Genomic DNA, 1260 nt, shown 5'->3' with positions numbered 1-1260 from the left:
GATTACTGATGTTCGTAGTTGGCCTTTTGTCGAGAAAAGGAGGGTCGGGAAAGACAACCCTTGCCGTCCACTGGGCAGTCGTTGCCGTAAAGTGCGGTTTGAGTGTCGTATTGGCAGACATGGATTCCCAGAAGTCCTCAGCATCTTGGTTTAACAAGCGAGAAGCTGAAACCCCCTTACTGATACAGCCCCAACCGTCCAACATATCTGACCAGATTCAGGCTTGCCGAGACGGTGGAATTGACTTGGTGCTTATAGACACTCCCCCTGACATTGGCACAAATGCCGTAGTTTCCTGATTGGGAAGAAAAAGACTTGATGAACTGGGTGAATTCAAAAATGGTTTTAACGCAGATAAATCATCATTTGGAGATGGAGTGGAATTTGTAAACTTAATGGATATATTTGGGAAAAGCGAAATCAAAAAAATAACCTCTTGAACGAGTGCAGATAAGCTCAAAGCAAGTAGAACAATACAAAATCAAAAAGGAGATGTTTTATTTGTTCGCTCATCAGTAAAAGAGAGGGAGTCGGTCAGCCGTGTCTTGTAAATGATGACTTTGAGGATACTGTTTATAGCGGTTTTATTATTAGATTTAGAGAGAAATCCTCAGAGTTATGTCATTTATATAAAAAATATTGTTTTTCATCATTAGAATTTAGAAAAGAATTGCTTTCTTTGGCTACCTCTAGCGCAAATACAAATATCAACCAAGAATCATTGTCAGCAATCATACTATTTTACCCTTGCAAAAAAGAACAAGAAAAAATTACTGGTTTTTTAACAGCAATGGATCGCAAAATCGAAACCCTCTCTCGCCAAATCGACCAAACCGAACAATTCAAGAAAGGTTTACTACAAAAAATGTTTGTGTAATGAGGTGTTATGGAGAGTTTAGAAGCGTTAGTGAAAAGACATAACTCTGAGGATTTCTCTCTAAATCTAATAATAAAACCGCTATAAACAGTATCCTCAAAGTCATCATTTACAAGACACGGCTGACCGACTCCCTCTCTTTTTACTGATGAGCGAACAAATAAAACATCTCCTTTTTTGATTTTGTATTGTTCTACTTGCTTTGAGTCAAATTGCAGATACCGGAACCGGTATGACTTCAGAGCAAGTCGAAAAAATCTTTCTGCCCTTTGAACAAGTCGGCGATACTAAAAAGCAAGCCGAAGGTACGGGATTGGGATTAGCAATTAGTCATAAAATTGTGGCGCTAATGGGGAGTGAAATTACTGTCGATAGTATTCCTG

Annotated in this window: 2 protein-coding genes and 1 pseudogene; all 3 read left to right on the top strand. The window is 38.9% G+C overall.

The window, feature by feature from the left end; all coding sequences use genetic code 11:
* The coding region (locus OSCIL6407_RS31665; RefSeq protein WP_019488069.1) for a ParA family protein at window positions 1-299 on the top strand (299 nt) is incomplete at its 5' end.
* Window positions 300-499: 200 nt separating this feature from the next.
* Entirely contained in the window at window positions 500-877 is a 378-nt protein-coding gene (locus OSCIL6407_RS36600) for a restriction endonuclease subunit S (RefSeq protein WP_148288976.1), read from the top strand.
* Window positions 878-1085: 208 nt separating this feature from the next.
* Window positions 1086-1260: pseudogene (locus OSCIL6407_RS33205) on the top strand (ATP-binding protein); the annotation flags it as partial.

The organism is Kamptonema formosum PCC 6407 (assembly GCF_000332155.1).
In the GTDB taxonomy this organism is placed as follows: Bacteria; Cyanobacteriota; Cyanobacteriia; order Cyanobacteriales; family Microcoleaceae; genus Kamptonema; species Kamptonema formosum.
Note: the sequence above shows the minus strand (reverse complement) of the source record. Positions and strands in the feature narration are given on the sequence as shown.